Genomic DNA, 4430 nt, shown 5'->3' on the forward strand with positions numbered 1-4430 from the left:
CCGACGAGATCCTCGCCAAGGTCCGCTGGGTCCAGACCAGCATCAAGCAACTCGTCGACAACAACTCGAAGTAACGACAGCAGGATCACGAGACAGTAGGGTATAATCAGCGCAACTAATGTTCGCGCCGGACCGATGCCATATCGACGGCTTTCACGCATTGTACGGCCAGCAAGTACGCCGCAAACAATCGACACCGCCAGCATGCCAGGATTGCATTTGACACCCAGCGTGAGCAGCAAGAGCAGCATAGTTCCGGTCCACACGGAAACCCTTAGGCTAAATTCCCTGTCGGCACCATATCTGCTAAGCATTTGGCGGGTCGGACGTTGAACATGAAGAGTCAGGTACGCGATAGGTGCAGCAATAATGCCCACTACGAACATCGGCACTAGCGAGGAGATTAGCAAAGCCTGGATATCGAGCGTTTTAGTAAGGTAGCGGAAGGTTGCTTCGTCGCCATCTGACGCGGAATAGAGCTGGAGAGCGGCGGTAAGAATGCCCACCGCTGGAATGGCTACCAGCAGGTCGGTCATCCATTTACGCGCATCCGTTAGATGCGGAAGGAAGGATTTGCGCTGACCCTTCCCGTTATTAGCCTCTACATCCGTGTCGTTCGCATGCAGCGGACGAGTCAATTCGCCAATCTCGACAGGCTGCACCACGTCACTCATTCCTACAGTATGCACTCGCCACGCAACCGCCCAGACAGGCAAGAAGGGGCGTTGACGCTGGCATTAGGCCAGGTCAACGCCCCTTCGCTGTATGGATTAGGTGGGTTTAGTGGATCTAGTAGGGCAGCCGCACTTACCGGCGTGATTATGGTGTGGCTTGTCGGGCGAGTCGGGTGCGGTGGTGGAACCAGCGTGCTCGGGCTTGGTGACGTCGTCGCCACCAGGTCCAGTGCAGGTGGTGGGCGTTGGTGTGTGGCCGGCGGGTGATGAGGATGAACAGCCGTTTGATCTCCGCGACGGTGAACGCGATCAGGCCGGTGTCTGCTGGTGGGTCGTCATCCGGGCTGGTCGGCAGGATCGGTGCTGGGGCGCGGGTTTTCGCCTGTGCGGCGGTGACCGCGCAGACCGCGAGGGCGGCCATGGCCAGTACCAGATGGCGGGTCAGGGCGATGTGGAGGCGGACCTGCGAGTGGTCGAGGCCGAAGTGGTCCTTGCCGAACTCGAAGTCTTCTTCCACCGGCCAGCGCAGGCATGCCACCCGCACCAGGGTCATCAGCGGGACTGGCCGGCCCGGCGGGACGTGGCAGTAGTGGTAGGCGACCTCCCCGGTCTGCAGATGCTTGCGCAGCAACAGGAAGTGGTGCGGGCTGGCGGTGGCGACCCACGCCCAGGCGTAGCGTCGCTCGCCCTTGGACCCGGGTACCGCACGGATCTGCCAACTGTCCTGAGTGGACAGCATCGTGGCCGCCACAGCGTCGGCGCGCATCCGGATTCCCTGGGCCAGGCTGGTGTGGAACGCCCGGCCGACCCGCAGCACGTACCCGATCTCATTGTCCTCGCAGAACGTGCGCAGTTCGACAGAGCGGCCGTAGACCTCGTCGCCGGCGCACCAGGCCGGCATCGTGGCGTCGGCGACCATGTCCTGCATGATGTCCACCGCCAGCTGCGGCTTGGACCGGAACGTGGCCTCCTCCCCGATGCCCAGCGCGGTCCGGCGATCCGGGTCGGCGAGCTGGTCGGCGGGCACGTAGATCCGGGCACCGACCAGGGCATGCCCGCCCGGGGTGGCGTAGGAGCAGTACACCGTGTTCACCCCGTTCGCGATCCGCCCGGCGCAGCCCATGTACTGCCGCTGCACCCCGGCCGTCGCGGCACCGTCCTTCTCCTGCCCGGACTCGTCCAACGCCGCCACGACCAGCGGCCGGCCGCTCAACTGCCCGGCCACGAAACCGCGGATCGCTGCCATCGCCGCGTCGTGATCCCAGACCGCGTGGTTGAGCAACCGCTGCGTACGGTCCGGGCACGCATCCCCGGCGTGCTCGGCGATGGTCCAGCCGTTCTTCCGCGGCAGGTCACTGACCAGCGCCGTCATGTACTTCCCCGCCTGCTCGTACGGTTCCGACCGCCGGAAACACGACCGCAACCGGCGATGCAGCTCGGCCAGGTTCGCCACCGCCAGGGCACCCTCTACCATGGCAGCAGCAGCCGCCTCCCGGTTTTCTTGCGTCACAACTCGATCATCGCGAGGCGGCTGCCCTCATGATCACCGGTGTCCACAACCCGGCTACCAGCCAAAATCACCTAAGTGCGGCTGCCCTACTAGGAACACGTTCTGGTCATGGGCATACCGTGCCTGACGTACATATATATCAACCCCAATGGCCCGGGGGTCAAGGGGTCGTGGGTTCAAATCCCGCTGTCCCGACGCAGGTCAGAGGGCTGATCCACTTCTTGGGTCGGCCCTTTTCGGCATCCTGGGGACCAGATCGGTCAAGTTCGGCTCGTGTAGCTCACCTTGACCGCCGGTCAAGTTTGAGCGGGCAGAGTTTGTTTGTTTGCTGAACGTTCTCTGTCTGGATCAAGGCGCCGCTGACGCGGCGCACGGCGGCGCCAGGGGCCGCTCCGCGCGTAGCGCAACCGGTCCGCCCGCACCCGTATCCCGGTGACGGGCACTAACGACCACGGCTTCCTGCTCGAGGGCGGCGTGTTCACTCAGGACCTGGTGGACACCTGGATCTCCTACAAGCGCGCCAACGAGGTCGACGCGGTGCGCCTGCGCCCGACCCCCAGGAGTGCGCCATGTACTACGACGTGTGATCTCGGCTCGTCCGCGGCGGCCCGCTCCCTTCGGGGGCGGGCCATTGCGTTGACGGGATCAACGCGACGGGGTGGTCGAGGGCCGGGAGGGGTCGGTGACGCTCCACAGCTTGGCCGTGTCGTCCCAGCCCGCGGTCGCCAGGGTCCGCCCGTCGGGGCTGAACACCACCCCAGCCACGGCTTCGGTGTGGCCGGTGAGGATGGCGATCGGCGCGGGGTGGGCCGGATCGGCGATGTTCCACAGCTTCGTCGATCCGTCTCCGGAGGCGGTGGCCAGGATGTGGCCGTCGGGGCTGAACGCCACCGTGAGCATGTCCTGAGTATGACCCGTGAGAGTGGCGATGGGCCGCCGGACGGGCGGGCGGGCGGCCTCACCAGGGCGGTTCGGTCGAGGCCGGCCGGCGACAGCGACGGCGACGGCGCCCGCCGCCAGGACGACGACGACCAGGCCGGCGGCAAGCCAGCGACGCGAGCGTCGTGGCCCGGGAACGGGGGGACGGCGGTGCGGACGGTGTCGTGAGCCCGGCGCTGGCCATGCGCGAATCATAGATCGACAACGGTGCCTCAGGCAGCCCGCAACTCGTCGAAGCCGAACACCCGGTCCGGGAACACTGTGGTCACTTCGTCGCTGCGGGCCAGTTTGGCCTCGACGTTCGGGCGCTGGTCTCCTTCCAGGCCTTCGTCCGCTGTCCCGACAAGGCGCAAGGGCCGTTGACGACGGGTGTAAGACCAGGTCAACGGCCCTTTCACCGCGCTGGTCAAATCTCGCTAGTAGATCTAGGCGGCTTGGTCCTGGGGACCGGCGGGCCGCGAGATGGGCGCTCAGCGCCGTTGCGGCGTAGGTGCTCGAACCCCAAGCGCCTCCACCACCTCATCCCAGTGCGTAGCGTCGCGCAGCACCGCCGTACCGATCCGGCCACCGCGCGGCCCGGTGAACAGCCGGGTGTCCGGCGTCTCCGCGGCATCGAGTCCCGGAGTGAGCAGGTCCCGCGCCTCCAGGATGATCGGCACCCGCCGCGCCCGCTTGCCCTTCGTCCCCTTGTCGATCAGGCCACCCGGCCCGGGAGTGGCCTGCCGGCGCACCGTCCACGTCCACGTGTCTGGGTCGATGTCCCCGGCCCGGACGCCGGACACCTCACCGATACGGGCGGCGGTGCACGCGGCGAACACGACCACCTCCCCCCACCCCGCATACTGGCCGTGCGAGCGGGCCACGAGCGCCTCAGCGAGCCGAACCAGCGCCTCCCAGTCGGGCACGCGAGGGAGCGCGGGTCGTCCAACTCGTCCTCGGCCAGCTTGTACTCGTGCTGCCACCCGCTCACGCGCGCCGGGTTGTGGTCGCGCAGACCGTCCCGAACGGCCTGCTCCATCACCCGCACAAGGATTGCGATGCTCCGATGTTCGAGCAACTATCTGTCCCGAAGGACGGGCCCCCGCAGGGAGTCCCGTCCTTCGCTGAGCTTGATCAAACCGAAGACCAACTCGACGGCGAGACCCGCGGCGAGTGGTACGTGCGGCAACTGCTGGGCACCTCATGTCCGGCAACCCCAGCCACCAGATCGAACACCACCTCTTCCCCGACCTGCCCAGCAACCGCTACGCCGAGATCGCCCCGAAAGTCCGCGACCTCTGCGAACGATTCGGGCTGCGGTACAACAC

4 protein-coding genes and 3 pseudogenes are annotated in these 4430 nt (G+C 66.3%); 2 read left to right on the plus strand and 5 right to left on the minus strand.

The window, feature by feature from the left end:
• Together AB0367_RS38635 and AB0367_RS38640 are read right to left on the minus strand one after the other, a co-directional pair.
• Positions 1–674 (minus strand): annotated as a pseudogene (locus AB0367_RS38635) (hypothetical protein); the annotation flags it as partial.
• 145 nt (positions 675–819) lie between these two features.
• Positions 820–2148: an IS701 family transposase gene (locus AB0367_RS38640; protein ID WP_366231488.1), complete on the minus strand. Its 1329-nt coding sequence runs from the start codon at positions 2146–2148 to the stop codon at positions 820–822.
• 426 nt (positions 2149–2574) lie between these two features.
• On the opposite strand from AB0367_RS38640, the pseudogene AB0367_RS38645 reads away from it, so the two are divergent.
• Positions 2575–2771: pseudogene (locus AB0367_RS38645) on the plus strand (hypothetical protein); the annotation flags it as partial.
• Positions 2772–2829: 58 nt separating this feature from the next.
• Here AB0367_RS38645 and AB0367_RS38650 read toward each other — a convergent pair.
• Genes AB0367_RS38650 through AB0367_RS38660 form a run of 3 tightly spaced genes read right to left on the minus strand, consistent with a single transcriptional unit; the run spans position 2830 to position 4028 of the window.
• On the minus strand, positions 2830–3318 hold the full coding sequence (locus tag AB0367_RS38650) for a hypothetical protein (RefSeq protein ID WP_366231489.1): 489 nt from the start codon (positions 3316–3318) through the stop codon (positions 2830–2832).
• Positions 3319–3335: 17 nt separating this feature from the next.
• Positions 3336–3533 (minus strand): hypothetical protein, encoded by a 198-nt coding sequence (locus AB0367_RS38655; RefSeq protein ID WP_366231490.1) that lies wholly within the window; start codon positions 3531–3533, stop codon positions 3336–3338.
• A 60-nt stretch (positions 3534–3593) separates the two neighbouring features.
• Positions 3594–4028 (minus strand): hypothetical protein, encoded by a 435-nt coding sequence (locus AB0367_RS38660; protein ID WP_366231491.1) that lies wholly within the window; start codon positions 4026–4028, stop codon positions 3594–3596.
• 224 nt (positions 4029–4252) lie between these two features.
• Between AB0367_RS38660 and AB0367_RS38665 the strand changes: the two are divergent.
• Positions 4253–4430: pseudogene (locus tag AB0367_RS38665) on the plus strand (fatty acid desaturase); the annotation flags it as partial.

Source organism: Dactylosporangium sp. NPDC051484, assembly GCF_040689395.1.
Classification (GTDB): domain Bacteria; phylum Actinomycetota; class Actinomycetes; order Mycobacteriales; family Micromonosporaceae; genus Dactylosporangium.